21 protein-coding genes, 1 tRNA gene and 1 rRNA gene are annotated in these 26,015 nt (G+C 71.9%); 19 read left to right on the top strand and 4 right to left on the bottom strand.

Annotated features, from left to right (window positions below):
- A 5S ribosomal RNA gene (rrf, locus tag NQ707_RS09465) occupies positions 1–113 on the top strand; the annotation flags it as partial.
- Positions 114–499: 386 nt separating this feature from the next.
- Here rrf and otsB read toward each other — a convergent pair.
- Complete coding sequence (gene otsB / locus NQ707_RS09460) at positions 500–2,956, bottom strand: trehalose-phosphatase (RefSeq protein WP_064724926.1); 2,457 nt, start codon at positions 2,954–2,956, stop codon at positions 500–502.
- 149 nt (positions 2,957–3,105) lie between these two features.
- Between otsB and NQ707_RS09455 the strand changes: the two genes are divergently transcribed.
- The 10 genes from NQ707_RS09455 (at position 3,106) to NQ707_RS09410 (ending at position 15,166) form a co-directional block, all read left to right on the top strand.
- Entirely contained in the window at positions 3,106–3,987 is an 882-nt protein-coding gene (locus NQ707_RS09455) for a thioredoxin domain-containing protein (protein WP_058730431.1), read from the top strand.
- A 114-nt stretch (positions 3,988–4,101) separates the two neighbouring features.
- Positions 4,102–4,175: transfer RNA gene (locus NQ707_RS09450), tRNA-Thr, on the top strand.
- Between the two features lie 130 nt (positions 4,176–4,305).
- Positions 4,306–5,052, top strand: a complete 747-nt coding sequence (locus NQ707_RS09445) for a histidine phosphatase family protein (protein WP_404435582.1) — start codon at positions 4,306–4,308, stop codon at positions 5,050–5,052.
- A gap of 55 nt (positions 5,053–5,107) precedes the next feature.
- On the top strand, positions 5,108–5,899 hold the full coding sequence (locus NQ707_RS09440; RefSeq protein ID WP_404435580.1) for a DeoR/GlpR family DNA-binding transcription regulator: 792 nt from the start codon (positions 5,108–5,110) through the stop codon (positions 5,897–5,899).
- Positions 5,896–6,858, top strand: coding sequence for a 1-phosphofructokinase family hexose kinase (locus tag NQ707_RS09435; protein ID WP_055684245.1), 963 nt, complete (start codon positions 5,896–5,898; stop codon positions 6,856–6,858). The genes NQ707_RS09440 and NQ707_RS09435 overlap by 4 nt, the downstream gene beginning before the upstream one ends.
- 76 nt (positions 6,859–6,934) lie before the next feature.
- A complete protein-coding gene (locus NQ707_RS09430; protein WP_081046049.1) occupies positions 6,935–9,541 on the top strand; it encodes a fructose-specific PTS transporter subunit EIIC in 2,607 nt (868 codons plus the stop codon).
- Positions 9,542–9,612: 71 nt separating this feature from the next.
- Complete coding sequence (gene ptsP, locus NQ707_RS09425) at positions 9,613–11,310, top strand: phosphoenolpyruvate--protein phosphotransferase (protein ID WP_100465063.1); 1,698 nt, start codon at positions 9,613–9,615, stop codon at positions 11,308–11,310.
- A 78-nt stretch (positions 11,311–11,388) separates the two neighbouring features.
- Positions 11,389–11,667, top strand: a complete 279-nt coding sequence (locus NQ707_RS09420) for an HPr family phosphocarrier protein (RefSeq protein ID WP_055684247.1) — start codon at positions 11,389–11,391, stop codon at positions 11,665–11,667.
- Positions 11,668–11,878: 211 nt separating this feature from the next.
- A complete protein-coding gene (locus tag NQ707_RS09415; protein ID WP_055684248.1) occupies positions 11,879–12,994 on the top strand; it encodes a peptidoglycan bridge formation glycyltransferase FemA/FemB family protein in 1,116 nt (371 codons plus the stop codon).
- Between the two features lie 72 nt (positions 12,995–13,066).
- Positions 13,067–15,166: a threonine/serine exporter ThrE family protein gene (locus NQ707_RS09410; protein ID WP_129357802.1), complete on the top strand. Its 2,100-nt coding sequence runs from the start codon at positions 13,067–13,069 to the stop codon at positions 15,164–15,166.
- Between the two features lie 61 nt (positions 15,167–15,227).
- On the opposite strand, the gene NQ707_RS09405 is transcribed toward NQ707_RS09410, so the two are convergent.
- On the bottom strand, positions 15,228–15,911 hold the full coding sequence (locus tag NQ707_RS09405) for a uracil-DNA glycosylase (protein ID WP_129357803.1): 684 nt from the start codon (positions 15,909–15,911) through the stop codon (positions 15,228–15,230).
- 96 nt (positions 15,912–16,007) lie between these two features.
- On the opposite strand from NQ707_RS09405, the gene NQ707_RS09400 reads away from it, so the two are divergent.
- The 8 genes from NQ707_RS09400 (at position 16,008) to NQ707_RS09365 (ending at position 23,988) form a co-directional block, all read left to right on the top strand.
- On the top strand, positions 16,008–16,238 hold the full coding sequence (locus NQ707_RS09400; RefSeq protein ID WP_055684413.1) for a DUF3263 domain-containing protein: 231 nt from the start codon (positions 16,008–16,010) through the stop codon (positions 16,236–16,238).
- 56 nt (positions 16,239–16,294) lie between these two features.
- Positions 16,295–16,879 carry a LytR C-terminal domain-containing protein gene (locus NQ707_RS09395; protein WP_055684250.1) on the top strand — a complete coding sequence of 195 codons (585 nt, stop codon included), beginning with the start codon at positions 16,295–16,297 and terminating at the stop codon, positions 16,877–16,879.
- Positions 16,880–17,223: 344 nt separating this feature from the next.
- Complete coding sequence (gene groL / locus NQ707_RS09390; protein WP_058730426.1) at positions 17,224–18,861, top strand: chaperonin GroEL; 1,638 nt, start codon at positions 17,224–17,226, stop codon at positions 18,859–18,861.
- A gap of 118 nt (positions 18,862–18,979) precedes the next feature.
- A complete protein-coding gene (gene rlmC / locus NQ707_RS09385) occupies positions 18,980–20,125 on the top strand; it encodes a 23S rRNA (uracil(747)-C(5))-methyltransferase RlmC (RefSeq protein ID WP_404435575.1) in 1,146 nt (381 codons plus the stop codon).
- Between the two features lie 79 nt (positions 20,126–20,204).
- Positions 20,205–20,930 carry an isochorismatase family protein gene (locus NQ707_RS09380; RefSeq protein ID WP_100465051.1) on the top strand — a complete coding sequence of 242 codons (726 nt, stop codon included), beginning with the start codon at positions 20,205–20,207 and terminating at the stop codon, positions 20,928–20,930.
- Positions 20,927–21,688 (top strand): SDR family oxidoreductase, encoded by a 762-nt coding sequence (locus NQ707_RS09375; RefSeq protein ID WP_100465048.1) that lies wholly within the window; start codon positions 20,927–20,929, stop codon positions 21,686–21,688. The genes NQ707_RS09380 and NQ707_RS09375 overlap by 4 nt, the downstream gene beginning before the upstream one ends.
- Before the next feature lie 50 nt (positions 21,689–21,738).
- Entirely contained in the window at positions 21,739–22,878 is a 1,140-nt protein-coding gene (locus NQ707_RS09370; protein ID WP_100465077.1) for an isochorismate synthase MenF, read from the top strand.
- Between the two features lie 21 nt (positions 22,879–22,899).
- Complete coding sequence (locus NQ707_RS09365) at positions 22,900–23,988, top strand: ribonuclease HI family protein (RefSeq protein ID WP_100465047.1); 1,089 nt, start codon at positions 22,900–22,902, stop codon at positions 23,986–23,988.
- A gap of 126 nt (positions 23,989–24,114) precedes the next feature.
- Here the strand turns inward: NQ707_RS09365 and NQ707_RS09360 are convergent, their stop codons facing one another.
- Both NQ707_RS09360 and NQ707_RS09355 read right to left on the bottom strand, forming a co-directional pair.
- Positions 24,115–24,405, bottom strand: a complete 291-nt coding sequence (locus NQ707_RS09360; RefSeq protein WP_100465045.1) for a WXG100 family type VII secretion target — start codon at positions 24,403–24,405, stop codon at positions 24,115–24,117.
- Positions 24,406–24,559: 154 nt separating this feature from the next.
- On the bottom strand, positions 24,560–25,990 hold the full coding sequence (locus tag NQ707_RS09355) for a HAMP domain-containing sensor histidine kinase (protein ID WP_129357891.1): 1,431 nt from the start codon (positions 25,988–25,990) through the stop codon (positions 24,560–24,562).
- Positions 25,991–26,015 lie beyond the last annotated feature (25 nt).

Genomic DNA, 26,015 nt, shown 5'->3' with positions numbered 1-26,015 from the left:
TGGTTATGGCAAGAGGGGTACACCCGGTCCCTTTCCGAACCCGGTAGTTAAGGCTCTTAGCGCTGATGGTACTGCACCCGGTAGGTGTGTGGGAGAGTAGGTCGCCGCCGAGATTCATTTTTTGATGGTGGTGGGGGTCCCCGGTCGGGGATCCCCACCCTTTTTTTGTGCCCGTGGGATGTGCGGGGCTTGGCGGGGTCCGTGGTTGTGGGTGGTGGGGGTCCCGGTGTGGGGCCCCCTTTTTTTCGTGCCCGGAGACCCTTCCCCGCCCTTCGGGGCAGCGTGCCAGCTGGCGCGCAGCGTGGGGCGGGGCAGTCTGGCCCGTCGCTGAGCGACCCCCGGGGCCGGCGGTGGGCCTTGGCCACCACCGGCGGCGACGTCGTCGTCGGGGGTCCCGTCGCCGGAACGAGCCATGTGAAAGGGGCGGCGGATCGTGGTCGATCCGCCGCCCCTTCGTGACGTGCCGGGAGGATGCCCCCCCCGCCGTCACTCGGCTCGGTCAGTCTCGGCTGGTCGCCTCCTCCACCTGCTGCAGGGCGCGGGTGTGCTTGCGGCGCAGGTGAGCCAGACGGGCCAGCATGTGCGACATGGCCTCCGGTCCGGTGACCCGCACCCGCGCGATCGACTCGGCGCGGCCCACCTTCACCCCGAGGTCCTCGGCGCCCAGAGCGCTCAGGGCATGCTCGTCCGTGAGGTCATCCCCGGCGAACACCGCGCAGTCGGCGTCGGTGGCCTCCTTGAACAGGCGCATCGCATCGCCCTTGTCCACCTGCAGCACGGAGGACTCCACGACGTGCTGCCCCGGCGTGAGGTGCAGGCCCTCGATGCCCTTGAGAACCCGCACCGCCTCGGCCTCCGCGGCCTGGGCCAGTCCGTGATCCTCCATCGGGCGGGTGTGGAACACGACGCCGGCCGGCTTGTACTCGATATCCGAGCCCGGATACCGACTCACCAGCTCACGGATCGCCTCGGTCGCCTCCTCCAGCACGCGTCGCTGATCCTCGTCGAGGGTCAGGGCGGGGGATTCCTGTCCCGCAGCGGAGACGTCGAACTCCCCGCCGTGGGAACCCGACAGCAGCATCCGATGCTCCGGATCCGCAATCTCGCGCAGGAAGCTCATGGGTCGTCCCGAGATCAGCGCGACATAGGTGTCCGGCTGCTGGGCCAGGTCCTCCAGCGAGGTCTGCGACAGCGGCAGAGGCCGGGCGTCCTCGGGTCGGGTGGTGAACGGGGCGAGGGTCCCGTCGAAGTCCATGGCGACCAGCAGATTCTCGGCCTCGGCCACCCGCTGCAGCTCCTCCTCGATGGCCTGGTTGGGGAACGGTCCGTGGCCTCGGTCCATCACGGGAAGCGGCACCGTCGGCAGCTCGTCCGTCGTCGGGTCCGGGCCCAGACCCTCGGAGCGGATCCGGGACAGGTCATCCAGGAACCGGGTCGACCAGTCCTCGACGTCGTGGGCGAAGATCTGCTCGCGGATCGAACGCATCCGAGTCCGCCGCTCCTCCTCCGACATGTCCCGCGCATACAGCAGGGCGTCCTTGAAGCCGTCGATGTCGTGCGGGTTGATGGTGATCGCGCTGGGCAGCTGCTCCGCGGCCCCCGTGAACTCCGAGAGCACCAGGGCACCCCGATTGTCCGTGTGGGCCACCGCGTACTCCTTGGCCACGAGGTTCATCCCGTCGCGCAGCGAGGAGACGACCATGACGTCGGAGGCCAGGTACAGGGCCACCATCTCGGGGAAGGGGTAGCTGTGGTGCAGATAGCGGATAGCCGTGTGGGCCATGGTGTCGAACTGGCCGTTCAGCCGCCCCACGGTGCCCTCGATCTGCTCGCGCAGCTGGATGTAGGACTCCACCCGCTCCCGGGAGGGGCTGGCCACCTGGATCATCGCGGAGGTCTCCACGGTGAGGTCGCCGTCGTTGAGCAGCTCCCCGTAGGCCTTCAGCCGGTGCCGGATCCCCTTGGTGTAGTCCAGCCGGTCCACCCCCAGGTACACGGTCTCCGGATTGCCCAGCTCCTCCCGAATCTGCCGGGCCCGGCGCTTGGTCTCCGGACGCGAGGCCATCTCGGTGACCGCCTCCACGTCGATGGAGATGGGGTAGGAAGCCGCCCGGGTGACCCACGTGGACAGCTTCCGGTCCTTCAGCTCGCGCTTGGCCCGGCGCCGGGAGGTCACCCCCGGCAGCACGGTGGAATGGGTGCGGCGGTAGCGCTCCGACGGGGAGTCCTCATCCACCTCGTCGCGCGGGCGCTGGGAGACCTCCGCCTTCTCGCCGTCGAACTGGATGCCCAGCAGCTTCTCGCAGCAGCGCCGGAAGTTCGAGGCGTCCCCCGGGCGCTGGAAGCCCAGCAGATCCGCGCCCAGCAGCCCGGTGAGCACCTGACGGCGCCAGGGCAGCTGCGCGAAGATCTCCAGGGGCGGGAAGGGGATGTGGTCGAAGAAGCCGATGGTCAGGTCCGGGCGCAGGGTCCGCAGCATCGCGGGCACCAGCTGCAGCTGGTAGTCCTGCACCCACACGGTCGCGTTCTCGGCGGCGTTGGCCGCGGCGGCCTCGGCGAAGCGCCGGTTCACCTCCCGGTAGGTGTCCCACCAGGTGCGGTGGAACTCCGGGGGCGCGATGACGTCGTGGTACAGCGGCCAGATGGTCGCATTCGAGAAGCCCTCGTAGTAGCGGCGCACCTCGTCCTCGGACAGGGGCACGGGCACTAGATGGAAGACGTCGTGGTCGAAGGGCTCGAGGCGCTCATCGGCGGCGCCGTGCCAGCCGACCCAGGCGCCGTCGTGGGTGGACATGACGGGGGCCAGGGCGCTGACCAGCCCGCCGGGAGAGCGCCGCCAGGACGCGGCGCCGTCGTCGTCGACGACGCGGTCGACGGGCAGGCGGTTGGCGACGACGACGAAGTCGTAGGCCCCCCGCCCGGTGCCCTCAGTCGTGGATGCTGCTGGATCGGACATGTGGTTCTCCTTCGAGGTCTGCACCACAATCCTACCCGGGCAGCCCGCCCGGACAGGCGACGATGACCCGGCGGCCAGGACCCGTCCAGACGGCCCCGCTAGACTGACCTGCGATCGACGTACCCTGCGACGAAAAGCGAGTCATCACCTTGTCCCCTTCCTCCACGCAGCGCACCTCCGACGCGCGCGAGCGGGCCCGACAGATCGCGGACCGACAGGCCCGCTCCGCCAGCGCCAACCGACGCTGGCTGCAAGCCGCCGTGATCGCGGTGCTCGTCGTCATCATCGCGGTCATCGCCATCGTCTACACCCAGACGCGCAGCACCGATATCCCCGACGCCGGGGCCGTGCCCAGCAGCGCCAACCAGTACGGCGGGATCGTGCTGACCAAGGACGGCATCGTCAAGAACTCCTCCGACGAAGCCTCCCGTGATGTCAACGACCTGAAGACCTCCACGGTCTCCGCCTCCGCCTCCGACGGGCAGTCCGCCACCCTGCCCGTGGGGCTGCCCACGGCTGAGGAGGCGAAGAAGAACGGCAAGCCGGTGCGCCTGACCATGTTCCAGGACTACAACTGCATCCACTGCGCCGAGTTCGAGAAGGCCTACGGCGAGGACATCAAGAAGAAGGTCCTGGACGGGGAGATCGAGCTGGAGGTGCGCAACCTGAACTTCCTCGACGCGGAGACCACCACCGAGTACTCCTCCCGCGCCGCGGTGGCCGCCTACGCGGTCGCCGAGCAGGTGAGCACGGAGAAGTTCCTGGACTGGCAGGAGGAGATGTTCTCCCACCAGGGCGAAGGCGGGCTGAAGAACTCCGAGCTGGAGGACATCGCCTCCAAGTACGGCGCGGACATCAAGAGCGCGATGGACTCGATGGACTACCGGCCGATGGTCAACGTCACCGTCGCCGAGTCCAAGGAGAACGGCATCCAGGGCACCCCCACGGTCTACGTGGACAGCACCGAGACCCAGACGACGGACTTCTCCTCGGCCCTGGATGAGGCGATCAAGGCCAAGAAGGAATCCTGACCCGTCCGCCCTCGGAGCGCCGCCCGGCGATTGGGCGGCCCCGGGGGCACCGGGTATCCTGCTGGAGACCCGCAACCGCCCCGCGGAACCTCTCCGCCGGCGGTGCGGGTCCCCGCCTCCTTAGCTCAGCTGGCCAGAGCATCTGTCTTGTAAACAGAGGGTCGCCGGTTCGAATCCGGCAGGGGGCTCCGCGCACGCGCCGACCCGGTCAGGTGATCCCTGACCGGGTCGGCGCGTCTGCGCCGCGTGCGGCGATCGGGGAGGGGGCATCGGCAGTAGGATCGGAAGCTGTCCGCCCCACCCGTCGAAAGGATCCCCGTGGCCCCCGCCGAGCACCGCGCAGCCTCCCAGCCGATCGAGCCGTCCCTGCTCTCCGGGCGCCTGGTGCTCGTGCGCCACGGACAGACGGACTGGAACGCCGCAGGCCGGATGCAGGGCACCTCCGACATCCCCCTGAACGACACCGGGCGGGCTCAGGCCCGGGAGGCCGGGCGGCGGATCGCGGAGCTTGCCGAGAGCTGGGACCTGCTGGTCTGCTCCCCGCTGGGCCGGGCCCGGGAGACCGCCGAGATCATCGGGGAGCAGGTGGGGCTCCCTGTGGCGCAGACCGTGCCCGGGATCATCGAACGCCACTACGGCACCGCGGAGGGCCAGGTGCTGGATTATGAGGACTCGCGTCACCCGCAGGACCTCTACGAGGACGTGGAGGCCGAGGCCGAGGTCTACCGCCGCGGAGTGGCCGCCTGCCGCGAGCTGGTGCGGGCCCACCCCGGAGAGCGGATCCTGGCCGTCAGTCACGGCACCCTGATCCGCCGGGTGCTGCTGGCCACCACCCCGGGGGACTGGCGGGCCACCGTGCCCAACGCCGAGCCGCTGGAGGTGGATCTGGAGGGGCTGTTCGCTGGGGTCCCTCCTCCCTGGACGACGGCGAGGCCTGAGTCGCCGCACGGCCCGGCGGCCTCTCACCTCAGGCCCCGCCCGCTCCGCGCTTTCCCGCCTCCACGAGTGTGCGTTTGTGACCGGTTGGGTCCGTCCTCGTTGACCAAGCCAAACAAAACCACATAAAATCAAGGGAGCGCAGACGAGCCCACTGTTCGTCGCCGTCAAGGAGTGTTTCACCATGTTCGCTGAGGAACGACGGGCGGAGATCGCCAAGCTGGTCGCCACCGCGCGGCGAGTCAATGGTGCTGAACTCGCCCGGCGCTACGACGTCACCATGGAGACGGTGCGACGGGATCTGGCCGCCCTCGAGGCGGACGGGAAGCTGCGCCGGGTCCACGGCGGGGCGGTCACGGCCGAGCAGTCCACCTCCGTGGAATCCAGCATCGGCTCCCGCCAGTCCATGAACACCCCGGAGAAGCAGCGCATCGCCGCCCGGGCCTACCAGCTGCTGCGGGAATCCGACGCCGGCGCCGTCGTCCTGGACGCCGGATCCACCACCGAGATCCTCGCGGACCTCATCGCCTCCTCGGACTTCACCCTGAAGAACGGTGCAGACCGGATCATCATCACCCACGCCCTGCACATCGCCGTCAAGCTCGCCGAGGCCAGCGGCATCGTCATCGACCTGGTCGGCGGGCAGCTGCGCAAGATGACCTGGGCCGCGGTGGGATCGCGCCCCGCCGAGCACTTCGCCAGCATCCGCCCCGACATCGCCCTGATCGGAGTCAACGGGCTGGACGAGGAGTTCGGACTGTCCACCCCGGGGCTCAACGAGGCGATCGTGAAGACCGCCATCGTCCGCTCCGCCCGCCGCGTGGTTCTGCTGTGCGATTCTGCGAAGTTCGGCCAGGAGTCCCTGGTACGCTTCGCTGGCCTGGAGGATCTGGACGCCATCATCACCGACCGGGCGCCGGAGGGCTCCCTGGCCGAGTCCCTGGAACAAGCCAACGTAGAGGTGCTCATCGCATGATCGTGACCCTGACCGCCAATCCGAGCCTGGATCGCACGGTGGAGATCCCCGCGCCCCTGGCGCGCGGGACCGTCATCCGCGCCAGCCGCTCCGTCGCAGATCCCGGCGGCAAGGGGGTGAACATCGCCCGCGCCCTGAGCGTCTCCGGCGTGCGCACCGTCGCCGTGCTGCCCGGGGACGACGGGGACCCCGTGCTGGAGGCGCTGACCGCCGCCCAGGTCCGCTACTCCAACCTGGCCACCGGAGCGCCCATCCGCACCAACGTGACCGTGGCCGAGCCGGACGGCACCACCACCAAGATCAACGCCCCCGGTGAGCCCGTGGACGACCTCGCCCAGCGCGAGCTGACGCGGCTGCTGATCCGCGAGGCCCAGGGCAGCAGCTGGCTGGTCATGGCCGGCTCCCTGCCGCCCGGGGTGCCCAGCGACTACTACGCCGTCGTCTCCCGCGCCGTGCGCGAGTCCCTGGGCGATCAGGCCCCGCGCATCGCGGTGGACACCTCCGGGGCCGCGCTGCGCGACACCCTCAACGGCCAGGACGGCCTGCCCAACCTCATCAAGCCCAACTCCGAGGAGCTGGCCGAGCTGGTGGGCCGCCCGGGGGAGTGGGAGCAGCTGGAGGCGCACCCGCAGGCCACCGCGGACACCGCACGCGAGCTCGTGGACCGGGGGGTCGAGGCTGTGCTGGCCACCCTGGGTGCCAAGGGGGCGGTGCTGGTCACCGCGGACGGCGCCTGGCACGCCCAGCACGCCCCGATCCGCGCCCGCAGCACGGTGGGGGCCGGCGACTGCTCGCTGGCCGGGTACCTCCTGGCCCACGAGGCCGGACGCACCCCCCGCGAATGCCTCGTGCAGGCCGTGGCCCACGGCTCCGCCGCCGCCTCGCTGCCCGGCACCCAGGTGCCGACCCTGGAGGAGACCACCCCGGAGGCCGTCACCGTGACGGAACTCAGCTCGTGAGTCCGGACGGCCCCACCCCTTCGATCGCGTGCGCACCGCTCGCCGTCGTCACCACCACGTCACCAAGGAGGAGCTCATGCCAGCTCTGATCACCGCGGATCTCGTCAGCCTCGACGAGACGCTGGGCGATGACCGCTTCGACGTCATCCGGCACCTCGCAGGCCTCGTCGCCGAGGCCGGACGGGCCACGTCAGCCCAGGACCTCTACGCCGACGCGAAGGCCCGCGAGTCCAAGACCGACACCGGCATCCCCGGCGGCATCGCGATCCCGCACTGCCGCTCCGCGGCCGTGACCGAGGCCTCCCTGGCCGTCGCGCGCCTGCCCGAGGGTCGGGACTTCGGGGCCAAGGACGGCCCCGCGGACCTCGTCTTCTTCATCGCCGCCCCGGACGGGGCCGACCAGGAGCACCTGAAGCTGCTCTCGACCCTGGCCCGCTCGCTGATGAAGAAGGACTTCACCGCCGCCCTGCGCGCCGCCTCGTCCCGCGAGGAGATCGTGGACCTGGTGCAGGGCGCCCTGGACGCCCCCGGGCGCCCCGCGGCCGCCGCCGCGGCCCCGGCGAGCCCCACCCGTCCGGCCCAGGCCCCCGCGGGCATGATCGCCCCCGTCCTGGTCAGTCTCGACCAGGACCTCGGCTCGGACCGCCTCGACGTCATCCGCGAGCTGACCCGGCGGGTCGCCGCCGACGGGCGCGCCGACGACGCCGACGGGCTGTTCGCCGATGCGAAGGCCCGCGAGTCCAAGACCGACACCGGCATCCCCGGCGGCATCGCGATCCCGCACTGCCGCTCCGCCCACGTCACCCGCGCCTCCCTGGCCATGGCCCGGCCCAACCCGGCCGTGGACTTCGGCGCCAAGGACGGCCCCGCCGACCTGATCTTCCTCATCGCCGCCCCCGAAGGTGCGGACCAGGAGCACCTGAAGCTGCTGTCCACCCTCGCCCGATCCCTGATGAAGAAGGACTTCAAGGCCGCCCTGCGCGAGGCCGAGACCCCCGAGCAGATCGTGGAGATCGTCAACCGGGCCCTCGGCCTGGACGACGCCGCAGCGCAGCAGCCGACCCAGGACGCCGCCGCGCAGCAGGCCTCGGCCACCGCGGGGGCCTCCGCCGCCGGGGCTGCGGCCGCCTCGTCGGGTGCCGACGCCGCCGATGCGGAGCACCGGGCGCGGCTGGTGGCCGTGACCGCCTGCCCCACCGGCATCGCCCACACCTACATGGCCGCCGACGCGCTGAAGCAGGCCGCCGAGGAGATGGGCGTGCAGCTGGACGTGGAGACCCAGGGCTCGGCCGGCAACGAGGTCCTGGACCAGGCCACCATCGACGCCGCGGACGCCGTGATCTTCGCCGTCTCCGTGGACGTGCGCGATCGCGCGCGCTTCGCCGGCAAGCCCGTCGTCGAATCCCCCGTGAAGCGGGGCATCGACGAGCCGGTCGCCATGATCGAGGAAGCCGAGGCCGCCGCGAAGGACCCGAACGCCCGCCGCGTAGCCGGCTCCCGGGAAGAGGGATCCTCGTCCTCCTCCGGGGCCGACGCCTCCTGGGGCTCACGGATCTACAAGTCGCTGATGACCGGCGTGTCCTACATGATCCCGTTCGTCGCGGCCGGCGGCCTGATGATCGCCCTGGCCTTCCTGATGTCCTCGATCGTCGGGCACAAGTCCGAGGTCGCGGACCTCGCCCCCAGCATCCTCGGGATCCAGGACGGGGCGCTGACCGACGGCGGGGCGACCCTGTTCAACCCGGGCGAGCACGGGCTGTGGATGTACCTGGCCGCCGTGATCTTCGTGATCGGGCAGCAGGCGATCGGCCTGCTCGTGCCGGCTCTGGCCGGGTTCATCGGCTACGGCATGGCCGGGCGCCCCGGCATCGCCCCCGGCTTCGCGGCCGGCCTGGTGGCCAACATGGTGGGCGCGGGCTTCCTCGGCGGGATCGTCGGCGGCCTGCTGGCCGGCGTCGTGGCCTACGCCCTGCAGCAGCCCAAGCTGCCGCGCTGGCTGGCCGGGATGATGCCCGTGGTCATCATCCCGCTGGTGGCGACCATCGTCTCCTCCGGGCTGATGTTCCTGGTGCTGGGTCGGCCCATCGCCTGGGTCATGACCGCCCTGAACGACTTCCTGGTCTCCATGTCCGGGGCCTCGGCCCTGGTGCTCGGGCTGATCCTCGGCGCCATGATGGGCGCGGACCTGGGCGGGCCGATCAACAAGACGGCCTACCTGTTCGCCACCGCCGGACTGTCCGCCGGGACCCTGGTCTCCCAGGAGATCATGGGCGCGGTCATCGCCGCTGGCATGGCCACCCCGCTGGGCATGGCCCTGGCGACCACCCTGCGCAAGAAGTACTTCACCGAGGCGGAGATCAACAACGGCCGGGCCGCCTGGCTGCTGGGCGCCTCCTTCATCTCCGAGGGGGCCATCCCCTTCGCCGCGGCGGACCCGCTGCGCGTGATCCCCTCCTCGATCGTGGGATCGGCCGTGACCGGCGCGATCTGCATGTCCACCGGGGTGGCCTCCCAGGCCCCGCACGGCGGCATCTGGATCCTGCCCGTCGTGTCCAACCCCGGCATGTACCTGGTCGCGGTGATCGTGGGGATGCTCATCACCGCCGCGATGTACCTGCTGCTCAAGCGGATCGGGAACACCCGGACCGGGGCCGAGAAGGCCAAGGCAGCCCAGGTCGCCTAGTGTGAGCGACATCCCAGAGATCGCCGAAGACCTCGACGACGCCACCGACAACACCGAAGGACTGAGGAATCATGGATAAGCTGACCGGAGTCGGCGTCTCCGCAGGACGCGTCATCGGACCCGTGCTGCAGATGCCGGAACCCATCCGCGAGCCGGATGCCGCGAGCACCCTGACCGAAGGGGAGAGCCCCGAAGCCGCCGTCGAGCGGCTCAAGGAGGCCGCCGAGGCCGTCAAGGAGAACCTCAAGGAACGCGCCGGACGCGCCAGCGGCAACGCCGCGGCCGTGCTGAAGTCCACCGCCCTGATGGCCGGGGACAAGGCGCTGCTGAAGAACGCGGGCAAGCTCGTGACCGGCAAGGGGCTCAGCCCCGAGCGGGCCATCTGGGAGGCCGCCGGAGACTACGCCGCCCAGATGAAGGCCCTCGGCGGATACATGGCCCAGCGTGTCACCGACATCCTGGACGTGCGCTCGCGCATCGTCGCCCAGCTGACCGGCCAGCCCGCCCCGGGCATCCCCGAGTCCGAGACCGAGTTCGTGCTCGTGGCCGAGGACCTCGCCCCCGCGGACACCGCGACGCTGGACCCGGCCAAGGTCATCGCCCTGGTCACCTCCGAGGGCGGGCCCCAGGCGCACACCGCGATCCTCGCCCGCGACCTCGGTCTGCCCGCGATCGTGGCGACCAACGGCGCCCTGGAGATCCCCAACGGCACCACCGTGTACGTGGACGCCACCGACGGCACCGTGGTGACCACCCCTGGGGAGAAGGAGCACCGGCTCGCCCAGGCCTACGCCAACCGCAAGCCGCTGCCGGAGTTCGACGGCACCGGGAAGCTGGCCGACGGCACCCAGATCCCCCTGTACTCCAACGTCGGCAACGGCAAGGCCGCCCAGACCGCGGCCGAGGCCAAGGCCGAGGGCATCGGGCTGTTCCGCACCGAGTTCGCATTCCTGAACCGGGACGAGGAGCCCTCCGTGGAGGAGCAGACCGTCGAGTACAAGGCCGTCTTCGACGCCTTCCCCGGCCGCCACATCGTGGTGCGCACCCTGGACGCCGGGGCCGACAAGCCGCTGCCGTTCCTGACCGACACCTCCGAGCCCAACCCGGCGCTGGGCGTGCGCGGGTACCGCACCGACTGGACCTCCCCGGGGGTGCTGCAGCGCCAGATCGAGGCGATCGCCGCCGCCGCGAAGGACTCCACCGCCGACGTGTGGGTCATGGCCCCGATGATCTCCACGGCCCCTGAGGCCCACGACTTCTCGGCGATGCTTGAGGAGGCCGGGCTGAAGACCCACGGCGTCATGGTCGAGACCCCCTCGGCCGCGGTGACCTCCCGGGACATCCTCCACGAGGTGGACTTCGTGTCCATGGGCACCAACGACCTCACCCAGTACACGATGGCCGCGGACCGGCTGCTCGGGCCCCTGGCCGAGCTGAACAATCCGTGGCAGCCCGGCGTGCTGCGCATGATCGATCTGACCGTGCGCGGCGCTCGCCAGGCCGAGGAGGAGACCGGGAAGGCCAAGAGCGTGTCCGTGTGCGGCGAGGCCGCCGCGGATCCGGCGCTCGCGGTGGTGCTGGTGGGCTTGGGCGTGAACGCCCTGTCCATGAACACCCGCTCGATCCCCGCCGTCGCCGCCGTGCTGAAATCCGTTACGCTGGAGAAAGCCCAGCAGATCGCGGTCCAGGTGCTGGATGCGCGGTCCGCGGAGAACGCCAAGGACGTGGCGCGGGCCGAGCTGCCCGTCCTCGATGAGCTCGGACTGTAGGTCCGTGACACATCGCGCACCCGCCGTGGCGGGTCCGCGAGCAACCGTCGATTCCTGATCGATCCAAGGAGAGAAACCATGGCAGAACGTACCGCTACCGTCGCCTCCCGCGTGGGCCTGCACGCCCGCCCCGCCGCGATCTTCGCCGAGGCCGCCGGTGACCTGCCCGTCGAGGTCACCATCGCCGCCGAGGGCGAGCCGGCCGATGAGGCCATGGACGCCTCGTCGATCCTGTCCCTGATGTCCCTGGGCGCCAAGCACGGCGACAAGGTCGTGCTGCGCGCCGAGGGCGAGGGCGCCGACGAGGCCCTGGACAGCCTCGTGAAGATCCTCGAGACGGACCACGACGCCGAGTAACCCACCGGCGCACCCCAGAGGCCCGGGACGCACCCCTCGTAGGTGGCGCGCCCCGGGCCTCTGCCGCGCCCGGGTCGACTCCCGCGCACGCCCCGAGGGGTGCGCGCACCGGCCTCGGGCGCCCCCGTAGACTGGGACACCGAAGACCCAGGGCGCCGACCGGCCTGCACCGCCGTCGAGCCGCCCGCCACCCGTGGATACCGAGGACTCCTTGAGACACTTCACCGCCCGCTTCGCCACCGCCGAGGAGATCGACTCCTGGGACGAGCACGTCACCGAGAACCCGAACGGCGGCAACCTGCTGCAGTCGGCCTCCTTCGCCGCCGTCAAGGCCCGGCACGGATGGAAGCCCGTGCACCTGGTCTATGAAGGCACCACCGAGCGCCCCGGGGCCGACGGCGGCGCCGTCGAGCAGACCGTGGCCAGCTACAACCTCGTGCTGGAGAAGCGGGTGCCCCTGCTGGGACGGCTCTGGTACATGATCAAGGGCCCGGACGTGGCCGACGTGCGGGACATCCCCGCGATCCTGGACGCCAACCGCGAGTTCGTGCGCCGCGAGGGCCTGGACGTCTTCGCGATCAAGATCGAGCCGGACATCCTGGACTCCCCGGAGCGGGCGGCCTTCCTGCACCGGGCCGGTCTGGTCAAGCAGTTCAACATCCAGCCCAACGACTCCACGGCCGTGCTGGACACGGACAAGGACGAGGAGGCCGTGCTGAAGTCCCTGCACTCCCGCGGGCGCAACGCCGTGCGCCGGGCGATCCGCGAGGGCGCCGAGGTGGAGCAGGTGGAGTTGACCGAGGAGAACATGAAGGCGATGTACGCCCTCATGGACACCGTCGGGCAGGGGCACGCGAACGTGAACCTGCGCTCCTACGAGTACTACCGCCAGTTCTGGACGACCTTCGCCGCGGCCGGCCAGGGCCGGCTGTACTTCACCTACGAGGACGGCCAGCCCTCCGTCGGCGCGTACGTGATCCGCTACGGCCGCAAGGGAACCTACAAGGACGGCGGCTCCAAGCCCCGCCGCAAGCAGTACGGGGACTCCCATCTGGTGCAGTGGCGGGCGCTGACCGACCTGATGAAGGACTACGGCATCGAGCAGTACGACTTCTGCGGGACCCCGCCGAAGGACCAGCTGAAGAACAAGGAGCACCACTACTACGGTCTGGGCCTGTTCAAGACCAGCTTCACCAAGTCCGTCATCGACTACGTGGGCGTGTGGGACCAGGTGCTGCGCCCGGTCCAGTACCGGCTGTGGGTGCGCATCGTGGAGAAGGTCATGCGCCAGATCTGGTGGCGGCGCACCCAGCAGCCCTTCTACTGATCCCCGCTTCCGGGGGACCCCGGGAGACGTGAGTGCGGGGTGGAGCCGAGCGTGCGCGGAGAAGGAGAGAGGATGCGCGAGGTGCAGGACGACGGGACGCCGCCGAAGGGCGCGTACCCCTCCTCCGGGCTGCCGGAGGAGGAGACCGCGGCTCCCGTGGACCCCTTCGGCCCGGATGCCGACGCTCAGGACCTCGCCGATCCCTTCTCCGCCGCGGACACCGACCCCGCTCCCGCGGCTCCCGCGACGCAGACGGCGCCGTCGTCCGTGCCGGGGGCGCAGTCCGGCACGGACCCGGCCCAGGGCTTCCCGCACATCCACCGCTCCCAGGTCCGCGATCAGTCGCTGGCCGACATCTGGGGGCTGGCCCCGGAGTCCGGTGAGCAGGGGACGGTCTCCGGGCCGGACGCGGCCTCGGATGCTCTCGGAGAGGGGCACGCGGGCACCGGACCGATCGGCCCTGGACCGGGGGCGGACACCGCCGGCTCCGCGGGCGGGCCCGGTGTCGGCGGCATGCTCAGCGCCGCCCGGGACGTGCCGCGGGACCTCTACAGCGACTCCCAGCCTCTGGGCCCGGACCAGACCTCGACGCCGCTGGGCGCCACCGGGACCCAGTCCGCGGGGGTCCCCCAGCCCACCGGCTCCCCGGCCGCCGGCGTCCGGAGTCCGGGAACGCCGGATGCGGGCACCCCGCCGATGGGCGCGGTCGCCCAGGCCAGCTACCCCTCTGCCACCGCGCTGCCCGTCAAGCGCCCCGCCCCCCGCTCCCTGGCCAGCGGGCTGCGGCGCATGATCCGGTCCGAGAGCCTCCCGACGGCGCCCATGCGCATCGTGCAGCGCCTGGCCAACACCCCCTTCGCCAATCCGCGGCGCAATCGGGAGCACTCCGAGGCCCGCCGGACCCTGAACTTCGCGCTGCGCCTGGCCGAGGCCATGTTCCACTTCGGCGCCGGCTCCCTCGAGGTGGAGACCGCGATCGCCGCGACCTGCGCCACCTACGGCGTCGAGGACGTGGACGTGGACATCACCAACCAGTCCGTGACCATCAACTACGTGGCCGGTTCGGGGCGCCTGAGCAGCGTCGCCCAGGACGACGCTGAGGGCACGTTCAGCCACACCGTGGTGCGGGTGGTGCGCTCGTGGTCGGACAACTACTCCGGGCTGACCGACACGCACCGGCTGGTCAAGACCATCACCGAAGGCGGGCTCTCCCGCGCGGAGGCGGAGCGGCGCCTGGACAGGATCATGTCCGAGCCCAAGCCCTTCCCCCGCTGGATGACGACGGCCGCGAACATCCTCGCGGCGTTCTTCCTGACCATCGGCATCGGCGGCACGTGGCGGGGGGCCACCTTGGCCTCGGCGACGTTCGGCGTGATCTTCATCGTCTCGGGCTGGATCTCCCGCCGCGGCATCCCCGGGTTCTTCATCTCCGTGGTGGATGCGGCGATGATCACGGCGGCCGCGCTGACAGCCTCCGGTCTGGGGCTGGACGTCTCCCCGGCGCACGTCGTCGCCTCCGGGCTGATCATGCTGCTGCCCACCCTGAGTCTGGTCTCCATGGTCCAGGACGCGATCAACGGGTTCCCGGTGACGGCCGCGGGCCGACTGGTGTCCACGGGGCTGACCTTCCTGGGCCTGATCGCGGGCCTGGCGCTGGCGATCTCGACCACGTCCCTGTTCTTCGGATCGCAGAAGATCGACGTGCAGCAGGCCGTGTTCACCGGCGCCCAGCCGGCCGTGCACGTGTCCTTCATGCTGGCCGCCACGGCGATGATCGCGGTGTCCCTGCAGGTGAGGGTCCGGCACATCGTCCCGGGCGTGCTCAGCGGTGCGGCGGGTCTGGCGGCCTACTACGCCGTGTCCTCCCTGGGGATGGGCCCGCGCATGATCTCGATGATCGGTGCGGTGGGGGTGGGCTGCGTCTCCGCGTGGATCGCGGATCGGTGGACGATCCCGCAGGTGGTCATCGCGGTGCCCGGGGTGACGTTCCTGCTGCCGGGTCTGTCCATCTTCCGCGGCATGTACATGTTCACGGTGGATGTGGACCCGGTGCAGGGTCTCGTGCCGATCATCAACGCCGGGGCGACCATCCTCTCGCTGGCTGCGGCCGTCGTGCTGGGCAACTACCTCATGCGCCCGTTCATGCGCCGGGAGAGACCCGCGACGACCTGAGCCCGCCCCTCCCCGCGGCTGATGGCAGTGACGGGGAGAGCCCGCGACGACGGGGGGCGGGTCAGCCCGGCAGGCGCCAGTCCACCGGCTGCGCGCCCTGCTTCTGCAGGGCCTCGTTGGCTCGGCTGAAGGGCCGGGACCCGAAGAAGCCGCGGGAGGCGGACAGCGGGGAGGGGTGCACGGATTCGATCTTCGGCACCTGCGGCCCCAGCTGCGCCCCGGCGCTGCGGGCATCCCGACCCCACAGGATCGCCACCAGCGGGGTGTCGCGAGAACCCAGGGCCCGGATCGCGCAGTCTGTGATCTCCTCCCAGCCTCGGTTCCGGTGCGAGCCGGCGTCCCCGGCGCGCACGGACAGGCACCGGTTCATCAGCATGACGCCCTGGCGGGACCAGGCCGACAGGTCCCCGTGCCGCGGTGCGGGCAGCCCCAGGTCCTCGCCGAGCTCCCGGTAGATGTTCACCAGGGAGCGGGGCAGGGGACGCACCTCGGGACGCACCGAGAAGGACAGGCCCATCGCGTGCCCGGGCGTCGGGTACGGGTCCTGCCCGATGATCAGCACCCGCACCGCCGCCATCGGCTCCCGGAAGGCGCGGAACACGTCCTGGGACGGCGGCAGCGTGCGGTGCCCCTGGGCGTGCTCCGTGCGCAGGAAGTCACCCATGGCGCGGATGCGCTCCTCCACCGGGGCCAGGGCCCGCGCCCAGTCCTCGGCCATGATCTCGGTCAGCGGTTGGGGGGGCATGGTCCTCCTGCGGATGGAGACGTCGGACAGCGGCGGCGCGGACGGCCGCCGCGCACCCCACCAGGCTACCGGGCGGCGCGACTAGACTGGCTCACCGTGCAGCCCCTGACCGAGACCGAACGCGCCGTGCTGGCCTTGGAGAAGCGCACCTGGCGCCGTCCCGGCTCTAAGGAGCGGGCCATCCGCCGCGAGCTGGGCATGGGCGCGGTCGAGTACCACCTGCGGCTCAACGCCCTGCTGGACGACCCCCGGGCCATCGCCGCCGAACCGGCCCTGACCCGGCGATTGAGGGAGCAGCGGGATCCGGGCGGTACCCTGGCTCCATGAGCCGCATCGCCTCCCCGCGCGGTGCCCAGCCCCGACCCGATCAGCGTGAGGACAGCATGGCCGAGACCGAGGAGTACGCCCCCGACGATTTCGACGAGGTGCCGGCCGACTCCGCGCACCGAGGGGTGTATCGCGCCGCCGCGCCCGCCAAGGCGGTCTCCCGGCGCACCACCGGCGCGGTGATCCTCGCCGGAGCCCTGGCCCTGGTGCTCGGGGCCCTGATGTTCATCTACCAGCCGCGCTCCGCGGCGCCCGAGGCCCAGAGCGAATCAACCCAGAGCGAACCGGTGGCCTCGGCCAGCGCCTCCTCCGTCGCCCAGGCCTCCGCGACCGAGCAGGAGAGCGCGGCGGCGCAGGCCAGCGCCGACCCCTCCGCGGATCCGGAGATCACGGTCGGGGTGTACAACAGCGGGCAGGACGCCGGGGCCGCCGGTGTCGCGGCCCAGACCCTGACCGCGCAGGGCTGGACCGTCAGCGAGGTCGGCAACTGGAGCGGACCCGCCGTGCAGGAGGGCACCGTCTACTACCGCAGCGGGGCCGAGGCGCAGGCCCGTCGGGTCGCCCTGGACCTGGGCCTCTCCACGGTGCGCGCCTCCGAGGAGTGGAGCGCACAGGTCACCGTCGTGCTGACCCACGGCTGAGTCGGCCCGCGGGCCTCTGCGGGACCGCCTGTCGGGGGGGGGTGTCGCCGCGGCGTCCGCCCAGGGCGGAGTCCGGCGGCGAGACGTTTGCACTCTCCGGGGGCGAGTGCCAAGATTGGGGTTAGCACTCATCCCGTCCGACTGCTAAGTCGCGGCGCTCGCCGACCGAGGCGAGGCGACGTCGTGATCGGCGCCGGAGGGGATGCGGACACCTCCCTCACCGCGGTGAGCGCTCGGGGCGGGACACGGCGCGGAAGCGCCGGACCCGATCACGGGCGCGGCCGTCGCGGGCGCCGCGGTGGAGGAACTCCCCGAACCATCGTCCAGGAGGGACGCACGCCGACATGGCCAAACTGATTGCTTTCGATGAAGAGGCTCGCCGCGGGCTCGAGAAGGGCCTGAACACCCTGGCGGACGCCGTCAAGGTCACCCTGGGGCCGCGCGGGCGCAACGTCGTGCTCGAGAAGAAGTGGGGCGCTCCCACGATCACCAACGACGGCGTGTCCATCGCCAAGGAGATCGAGCTCGAGGACGCCTACGAGAAGATCGGCGCCGAGCTGGTCAAGGAGGTCGCCAAGAAGACCGACGACATCGCCGGTGACGGCACCACCACCGCGACCGTCCTCGCCCAGGCTCTGGTGCGCGAGGGACTGCGCAACGTGGCCGCCGGTGCCGATCCGCTGTCCCTGAAGCGCGGCATCGAGAAGGCCGTGGAGGCCGTGACCGCCGAGCTGCTGGGCTCCGCCAAGGAGATCGAGACCGAGGAGCAGATCGCCGCGACCGCCTCCATCTCCGCCGGTGACCCGGAGATCGGCAAGCTCATCGCCCAGGCGATGGAGAAGGTCGGCAAGGAAGGCGTCATCACCGTCGAGGAGTCCAACACCTTCGGCCTCGAGCTGGAGCTGACCGAGGGCATGCGCTTCGACAAGGGCTTCCTCTCCGGCTACTTCGTCACCGACGCGGACCGCCAGGAGGCCGTGCTCGAGGATCCCTACATCCTCATCGTCAACTCCAAGATCTCCAACGTGAAGGACCTCGTCCCCGTGCTGGAGAAGGTCATGCAGTCCGGCAAGCCGCTGCTGATCATCGCCGAGGACGTCGAGGGCGAGGCCCTGGCCCTGCTGGTGCTGAACAAGATGCGCGGGTCCATCAAGTCCGTGGCTGTGAAGGCCCCCGGCTTCGGCGACCGCCGCAAGGCCCAGCTGGCCGACATCGCGATCCTCACCGGCGGCCAGGTCATCACCGAGGAGGTCGGGCTCTCCCTGGAGACCGCGACCCTCAACGAGCTCGGCCAGGCCCGCAAGGTCGTCGTGACCAAGGACGAGACCACCATCGTGGACGGTGCCGGCGCCCAGGAGCAGATCGAGGGCCGGGTCTCCCAGATCCGCGCCGAGATCGCCAACACCGACTCCGACTACGACCGCGAGAAGCTGCAGGAGCGCCTGGCGAAGCTGGCCGGCGGCGTGGCCGTGCTCAAGGCCGGTGCCGCCACCGAGGTCGAGCTGAAGGAGCGCAAGCACCGCATCGAGGACGCCGTGCGCAACGCCAAGGCCGCGGTGGAGGAGGGCATCGTCGCCGGCGGCGGCGTCGCCCTGATCCAGGCCGGGGTCAAGGCCTTCGAGACCCTGAAGGTTACCGGGGACGAGGAGACCGGCGCGAACATCGTCAAGGTCGCTGTGGACGCCCCGCTGAAGCAGATCGCCGCCAACGCCGGGCTGGAGCCGGGCGTGGTCGCGGACAAGGTCCGCCACCTGGAGCCCGGCCACGGGCTCAACGCCGCCACCGGCGAGTACGAGGACCTGATGGCCGCGGGCATCAACGACCCGGTCAAGGTCACCCGCTCCGCCCTGCAGAACGCCGCGTCCATCGCGGGCCTGTTCCTGACCACCGAGGCCGTCGTCGCGGACAAGCCGGAGAAGAACTCCGGTGCCGACGCCGCCGCCGGCATGGACGGGATGGGCGGCATGGGCGGCATGATGTAGCCACCCGCGCACCGCGCGTCGCTTCCGGGCCCCGCTCGTCCCCTCCCCACGCGGGAGGGGTCGGGCGGGGCCCGGTCGCGTCCGCGTTCCTGACGTGGACAGTAGACTCGACCACGCCATGCACTGCGACTACTACGACGCCGGACTCTGCCGCTCCTGCACCCGCATGAACGAGCCGTATCCGGCGCAGCTGGCCGACAAGCAGGAGCGGCTGCGGCAGCTGCTGGCCCCGCACCGGCCCGAGGCGTGGCTGGAGCCGGTGCCCAGCCCGGAATCCGGGTTCCGCAACAAGGCCAAGATGGTCGTCAGCGGCACCGTCGAGCGCCCGCTGCTGGGCATCCTGGACCGGGAGGGATACGGCATCGATCTCACCGGCTGCGGCCTGTACCCGCCGCAGCTGCTGGCCGCGATGCCCGCCCTGCGCCGGATCATCGGCGAGTTCGGGCTGACCCCCTACGACGTCCCGGCCCGCCGCGGGGAGCTGAAGCACCTGCTGCTGACCATCTCCCCGGACGGTGAGCTGCTGCTGCGCTTCGTCCTGCGCTCCAAGAAGCACCTCGTGCCCCTCAAGCGGGGCCTGCCCCGCATCCTGGAGCTGCTGCCCGCCGCTCGCGTGGTCTCCGTGAACATCCAGCGGGAGCACCAGGCCATCCTGGAGGGCCCCGAGGAGATCACCCTGACCGAGCAGGCCACCCTGCCGATGCGCCTGAACGGCATCCCCCTGGCCCTGCGGCCCCAGGGCTTCTTCCAGACCAACTCGCACATCGCCGCGGCGCTGTACCGCCAGGGCGCGGACTGGTTCGCCGACTCCGGGGCGGGCGGCCTCTGGGACCTGTACTGCGGCGTCGGCGGCTTCGCCCTGCACGCCGCGCGCCGGGTTCCCGGGGCGCGGGTGCTGGGCCTGGAGATCAGCGAGCAGGCGGTCGCCGCGGCGCGGACCACGGCCGCGGACCTCGGGCTGGAACGGGTGCGCTTCACCGCGGGGGACGCGACGGGCATCGCCACCGGCATCGCGGCGGGCGCCGGACGCCGGGCCCCGGAGGCGCTGGTGGTCAACCCGCCGCGCCGGGGCCTGGGGCCGGAGCTGGCCGCCTGGATCGAGGGGTCCGGCATCCCCACCGTGATCTACTCCAGCTGCCACGCCCCGAGCCTGGTCCGGGACCTGTCGGCGATGCCGTCCCTGAGCGTGCGGCGGGCGCGGCTGTTCGACATGTTCCCGCAGACCGATCACGCCGAGACCATGGTCCTGCTCAGCCGCAGGTGACCCGGCATTGACCAGGAAGTTAGGTGTGACTACGTTGGGGAGGGCTCCGCGTCGGGGCCCCGAGACACGAAGGAGCCCCATGCCCCTACCCACCATCCCCGCCTACACCCTGCCGCAGGATCGGCCCGCCGCCGCCGTCGACTGGACCGCGGACCCCACCCGCAGCGCCCTGCTGGTCCACGACATGCAGAGCTACTTCATCGACGCCTTCCAGAGCGGGGAGGACGGCGCGGAGGGCGAGGCCGGCGAGGGCTCGGCGCAGGGCGAGGCGGCCCCGGTCGGCGCGGCGCAGATCGACGTGGCGGTGGGCCGCATCGCCGCTCTGCTGGAGACCGCCCGCAAGGCGGGGATCCCCATCGTCTACACCGCTCAGCCGCCGCGGCAGGACCTGGCCGACCGGGCCCTGCTCACCGACTTCTGGGGGACCGGGCTGAGCACCGACGCCCAGGCGCGGATCATCGACGAGCTCGCCCCCGCCGAGGGGGACATCATCCTGCCCAAGTGGCGCTACTCCGCGTTCATGCGCTCGACCCTGCGCGAGCAGCTGCTGGCCCGGGGCCGGGACCAGCTGGTGATCACCGGGGTGTACGCGCACATCGGGTGCCTGGCCACCGCCCTGGACGCCTTCATGCTGGACGTCCAGGCCTTCCTCGTCGCCGACGCGCTCGCGGACTTCACCCGCGAGGACCACGTGCGGGCCCTGGACTACGCCGCCGGCCGCTGCGCCCGCGTGCAGGACACGGCCGAGATCCTGGCCTCCTGGCAGGATGCCCAAGATGAGCAGGGCCAGGGGGTCAGCCGATGAGCGCGGTCCTCGTCACCGGAGCCGCCGGCGGGATCGGCAGCCAGGTGGTCAGGCTGCTGGCCGAGGACGGGCACCACGTGTGGGCCGCGGACCGGGTCATGCCGGATCCGCAGGGCTGGCCCGACCCCGAGCGCATCACCCCGGCCGTCCTGGACGTCTCCGCCGAGCGCGACGTCGTTGACCTGCTGCGCGGGATCGAGGAGTCCGGGCAGCAGCTGACCGGGGCGGTCCACGCCGCCGGCATCGTGCACGCCGCCCCGCTGCTGGAGACCTCCGTGCGGGAGTGGGACGAGATCCTGGCCGTCAACGCCCGGGCGGTGTTCCTCGTGCTGCGTGAGAGCGCGGGCCTGATGATCCGGCAGCGTGCGCAGGACCCGGGCAACCGACGCGGGATCGTGACCATCAGCTCCAACGCCGGGCGCGTGCCGCGCACCGAGTTCGGGGCCTACGGGGCCTCCAAGGCCGCCGCGACGTCGGTGACCCGCAGCTTCGGCCTGCAGCTGGCCCGCCACGGCATCCGCTGCAACGCGGTCAGCCCCGGCACCACCCGCACCCCCATGGTCACCTCCGGCTGGGACGGCGAGGACCGCAGCGCCGTGCCCGTGGCCGGCAGTCCCGAGGACTTCCGCCTCGGCATCCCCCTGGGCCGCATCGCCGAGCCCGCGGATATCGCCGAGGTGGCCCGCTTCCTCGTCTCCGAGCGGGCCCGGCACGTGAGCCTGCAGGACGTGGTGGTCGACGGCGGAGCGACCTTCTGATGCCCGGCCTCGAGCCCGCACACTTCTCCACCACCGGATCGGAGGATCCCATGAGCCCCACCCTGCCCGCCTTCTGCATGAGCACCCCCTGGGGGCGGGTGCGCGGGGAGGACCCGCTGACCGGGTTGCCCGAGGCGCAGGCGCTGGCCGCGGCCGCCGAGCACGGCACCGCCGTGGCGGGGCTGCTGCCCTTCCATCCCGTACAAGAGCCCCTGCTGCTGGTGCCGCGCCGCTGGGAGCGCACCCCCGCGCAGGACTCCCGTCCGGGGGACCCAGAGCCGACGGCACAGGCCGCCGCCCTGCCCGCTCCCCGCGCGGTGCACGGGCTGGACAGCCCCGCCTTCCGGGAGGTGGTGGCCGCCGCCGTCGCCCGCCTGCACGACGGGCAGCTGGAGAAGATCGTCCTGTCCCGGCTGCTGCGGCTGGACTACGACGCCGCGGCCCCACTGGATCCGGCCGCCGTGCATCGCAACCTGCTCGCCCAGCACCCCCGGGCTTACGTCTTCGCCTGTCGCGACCCCCGGGCGGGGGAGGGCCAGGAGGCCGAGACCCCGTGGCACCTGGGCGCCAGCCCCGAGCTGGTCATGTCCGTGCGGGACGGGGTGTGCACCACGCACCCGCTGGCCGGCTCGGCCAGCCGCGCCGGGGCCCGCGACGCCACGGAGGACGTGCAGATCGGGGAGCAGCTGATGCGCTCGCCCAAGGATCGGGGCGAACACGCGACCGTGATCCAGGACATCGCCCGCCGCCTGGATCCGCTGTGCGAGGAGCTGGACGTGCCGGCCGCCCCCTCCCTGTTGGCCACCCCGCAGCTGTGGCACCTGGGCACCCGGATCACGGGGCGGCTGAAGCCCGGCGTCACCGCGCTGGATGCGGCCCGGGCCATCCACCCGACCCCGGCGATCTGCGGCAGCCCGCGGGACACCGCCCTGCGGATGATCGAGGAGCTGGAGCCGCACCGCCGCGGCTTCTTCGGCGGGCTGGTGGGCTGGTGCGGCCCGGACGGCGACGGCGAGTGGGCCCTGAACCTGCGCAGCGCCCGGGTGGGCGCGCGCCGGGCCGTGCTGTTCGCCGGGGCCGGCATCGTGGAGGGCTCCACCCCCGACGGCGAGCACGCGGAGACCGGGACCAAGCTCTCCACGTTCCTGGCCGCCCTGGGGCTGGATGCCCGGGCCCGCCCGGTGCGGTAGGAGTCGGTAGAATCCGGACCCATGACCCCCGAGGCTTCCCCCACCCGTTCCGCATCCGCTGCCGAGACCGCCGGGGAGGGGCGGCCGCTGGTGGCCGCCGCGGACGGCTCCGCCCTGGGCAACCCCGGACCGGCCGGGTGGGCCTGGTACGTGGATGAGGACACCTGGGAGGCCGGGGGCTGGCCGCACGGGACCAACAACATGGGCGAGCTCAAGGCCGTGCTGGCCCTGCTGGAGGCCACCGCGGATCAGCCGGGGCGCCCGCTGCGCATTCTGTGCGACAGCCAGTACGCGATCAACTGCATCACCCGGTGGATGCCCGGGTGGAAGCGCAACGGGTGGCGGAAGAAGGACCGCAAGCCGGTGCTGAACCGGGACCTGCTCGAGGCCCTCGACGCCGCGATGCAGGGTCGGCGCTGCGAGTTCGAGTGGGTCAAGGGCCACGCCGGGCACGGGCTGAACGAAGCCGCCGATGCCCGCGCCCGGGCCGCGGCCACCGCCTACCAGCGCGGGCGCGAACCCGAGCGCGGCCCCGGCTTCCCCTCCGGAGACCGCGCCCGGGCGGGCGCGCCCGCCTCGCAGGAGGCGGCCTCGGCACGGGATGCCTCCGCGACGCCGGGGAGCGGACTCACCCGGTCGCAGGAAACCCGCGCCGACGCCTCGACCGACACCGCCGCTGCCGGCGGGGACGCAGCTGATGTGGCCGCTGGCACCGTCGCTGGCCCCGGGGCGGCCGAGGCAGGGACCACCCCCGCCGACGATCTCGACGTCGTCCGGGGCATCGAGGCGGCCCTGGGCCGGCCGCAGTTGCACGAGGATCCGCGGGCCCTGGGGCTGCACCTGCATCCCGACCTGACCTGGGTGACCCGGCGGGGACGGGTCGCGGATCGCGAGACCGCGCTGCGCTACCCGCAGCAGGCCTTCGCCCAGGACACCGACCCGGAGCCGCTGCGCGCCCTGCGCCCGGACCCGGACTCCGTGCTGCTGATCAGTCGGGCCGCCGGGCGCCGGGGCCCCCTGCTGCGCTCCAGCCTGTGGACCCGGGCCGGGGCAGAGCAGGAGGGCCCCGGCTGGCGGCTGCTGCTGCGCCAGGACACCCCCGAGGACTGACCCGACCCGGCAGGCGGGGCCGGTGCCCGCGCGAGGCAGCGGGAGCCCGGGACCCCGAACTCGGATGAGTCTGCCCCGAGCCGGAGCACCCGTGCCCGGCGCGCCCGAGGGCAGCGCCCGTCCGGATCAGCCGATGAACATCGCCGCGTTGGCGGCCTCCGTGTCCGCGTAGTTGACCCCGGCGTGGGACAGGGCCGTGTTGATCTCGCCGATGGACTGCTCCACCTGCGCCTGGGTGGCCCGCCAGTGGGTGAGCACCTCCTGGAAGTTCACCGACGCGGAGCCGGTCCAGGAGCCCTGCAGATCCTGCAGCGAGGCGGTCATCCCATTGACCTCGGAGGTGATGCGCTCCATGAAGCTGCGGGCTTCGGCGGTCTTGGCGGCGATGATCTCGGAATCGACGACGAAACGGGCCATGATGGTCTCCTTCGAACGGCGCCCGGCGGAGGTTCCGCGGGGCGGGCGGTGAGCCGCCGATCGGCGTGCCCATGCCCAGGAGACTAGGCCGACAGGCTCATCCCCGAACCGCTTCGGACCCCGCAGCACCGGGGTTCTGTGGAGAACCCCGCGATCATTCCCTGATCTCCCCCGAATGGGGATCCAGGGCGGCGCCGTCGGCGTCGGTGCGCAACTGCGGGATGCGCACGACCATGCTCGCCCCGCCGCCCGGGGTCTGCTCGACCCGTACCGTGCCGTGGTGCTGGTCCACGATCGCCGCGACGATGGCCAGGCCCAGCCCCGTCCCGCCCGTCTCCCGGGTCCGGGAGGTGTCCGCCCGGTAGAAGCGCTGGAAGACCTTCTCCGCCTCCTCGCCCTCGATGCCGGGGCCGTGGTCCACGACCTTCAGCACCGAGACGAAGCCGCCGTCGATGCCGGGCTGCACGCCCACCGCCAGCTCGATCGGGCTGCCCGCCGGGGTGTAGCGGATCGCGTTGGTCACGAGGTTCGCCAGGACCTGGCGCAGCCGGGCCTCGTCGCCGAAGACCGGGGCGGGCAGGGCCGGACCGTCCTCCAGGCCCACCACCCGCACCACCCGGTCCGGGGCGCTGGCCTCGGCGTCGTCCGCGGCGTCCTGGGCCAGCTCCATCAGATCCACCCGCTGGGACTCGCCCGGGCGGTTCTCGTCCAGGCGGGCCAGCATCAGCAGGTCCTCCACGAGACGGCCCATCCGCACGGATTCCGCCTCGATCCGGCTCATCGCCTTGGCGATGTCCTCCTCGCTCTGCAGCGCGCCGTGCCGGTACAGCTCCGAGTACCCGCGGATCGTGACGAGGGGCGTGCGCAGCTCGTGGGAGGCGTCCCCGACGAATCGGCGCATCTTCACCTCCGAGCGCTTGCGGGCGTCGAAGGCCTCCTCGATGCGGGTCAGCATCACGTTCAGGGACATGGACAGCCGCCCCAGCTCGGTGCGCGGGTTGTACCGCTCGATGCGCTGGGACAGGTCCCCGGCGGCGATCCGCGCGGCGGTGCGCTCCACCCGGGCCAGCGGCTCGAAGGCGCGGGTGACCAGCACCCACCCCAGGGCGATGGCGGCCAGCAGCGTCGCCAACCCGAAGGCCAGGGTCAGCATGCCCACCAGCGCCACGGTCTGCTCCACCCGGTTCAGGGGGGAGGCGACGATCATGGACTTGTCCGTGCCGGACAGGGAGAAGGGCTTGATCCGCCACTGCGTGCCCCCGCCCACCCCGGGCACGGTGAAGCCCTGGCCGGAGAAGCGGTCCACGGTGTCGTGGGTCCAGCCCGTGAGCACGGGGGTGGAGTCCAGGTGGGAGGTGTTCGCGGAGTCCACCACGTTGCCGTCGGCATCCAGCAGGTAGGCGGCGTACTGCGAATCCTGCGCGGAGTCCTCTCCGCCGCTGCGCTGACCCAGGGAGCGGGCCAGGGAGGAGGCGTTGGCGGACATGTCCGAATCCATCTGGGAGACCAGCTGCGCGCGCAGCGCGGAGATGGACACCAGGCCCATCACCGCGATGGCCAGGACCAGCAGCAGCCCGGTCAGCATGACCAGCTGGGTGCGCAGGGACAGC

Source organism: Rothia sp. BD8, from assembly GCF_044878465.1.
Classification (GTDB): Bacteria; Actinomycetota; Actinomycetes; order Actinomycetales; family Micrococcaceae; genus Rothia; species Rothia kristinae.
This window is presented reverse-complemented; position numbering and strand designations above follow the sequence as displayed.